This window comes from Amycolatopsis vastitatis (assembly GCF_002234595.1).
Lineage (GTDB): Bacteria > Actinomycetota > Actinomycetes > Mycobacteriales > Pseudonocardiaceae > Amycolatopsis > Amycolatopsis vastitatis.
Map to the genome: position 1 here is coordinate 1 of NZ_NMUL01000146.1, position 355 is coordinate 355.

The following is a 355-nucleotide window of genomic DNA, read 5'->3' on the forward strand; positions in this document are numbered from 1 at the left end:
ACGTAAGCGACCAGCCGGCGGTCCCCAGGCCGATCCTCCCGCACGACGACAACGGCCTGCGCCACATCCGGATGACCAACCAGCCGACTCTCCACCTCACCAAGCTCGACCCGGAACCCACGAACCTTGACCTGACCGTCAACCCGACCCACGAACTCCAAATCACCACGAACATTCCACCGCACCAAATCACCCGTGCGATACATACGACCACCATCACCGAACGGATCAGCCACAAACCGCTCCGCCGTCAACGCAGCCCGACCCCAATACCCCCGCGCCACCCCAACACCCGACACATACAACTCACCCACCACACCCACCGGCACCAACCCCAGACCCTCATCCAGGACGT

At 63.1% G+C, this 355-nt stretch carries 1 protein-coding gene; it reads right to left on the reverse strand.

What is annotated here, in order from left to right; all coding sequences use genetic code 11:
* Nucleotides 1-355 (reverse strand): AMP-binding enzyme (locus tag CF165_RS49810; protein WP_143268994.1); only part of this gene is annotated, 355 nt, incomplete at both ends.